This window comes from Oleiphilus sp. HI0067 (assembly GCF_001635735.1).
Map to the genome: position 1 here is coordinate 1 of NZ_LWFI01000506.1, position 557 is coordinate 557.

The 557-nt window shown below is 46.5% G+C and carries 1 protein-coding gene; it reads left to right on the forward strand.

Annotated elements, in window-relative coordinates:
- Positions 1-557 (forward strand): urease accessory protein UreF (locus tag A3739_RS06015; protein ID WP_068500683.1); only part of this gene is annotated, 557 nt, incomplete at both ends.

The following is a 557-nucleotide window of genomic DNA, read 5'->3' on the forward strand; positions in this document are numbered from 1 at the left end:
CAGGGGCTTGAGAAAGTCATTGAGACGGAGCGAGTGAGTGATCGTGAAAGCTTGCGCGCTTGGTGTTTTGATTATATTCGACTCGGTCTTTGTCAGCTCGATATTCCTTTGCTAAGTAAGTTATATCACGCTTTGGAAAACGAAGATCAGAGCGAATTTGAAGATTTGAATGAGCTCGTTTTCGCTAGTCGTGAAACAAGTGAACTGTATAGCGAGGAGCTTAATCTTGGGCAAAGTCTTCGGCGTTTGATCCGCACTCAAGACGCTATTACGAGTTTGCCTGTAGCAATGCCTTCGAAACCAAGTTTCCTAGCTGCGTACGCGTATGCTGCAAAAGGTTTAGGTTTGTCCATTGATGAGCTTAAGGTGGCCTTTCTCTGGAGTTGGTTAGAAAACCAGGCCGCAGTTGCTTGTAAGGCTATCCCTCTTGGCCAGACTGACGCGCAGTCTATATTACTTGAGTCTCGAGAGCTTATCGAAAGATCTATTTCTGCGGGTGAGGGCGAAGTATATGGCTCCTTGCCTGGGCAAGTTATTTTTAGTGCGCTGCACGAAAC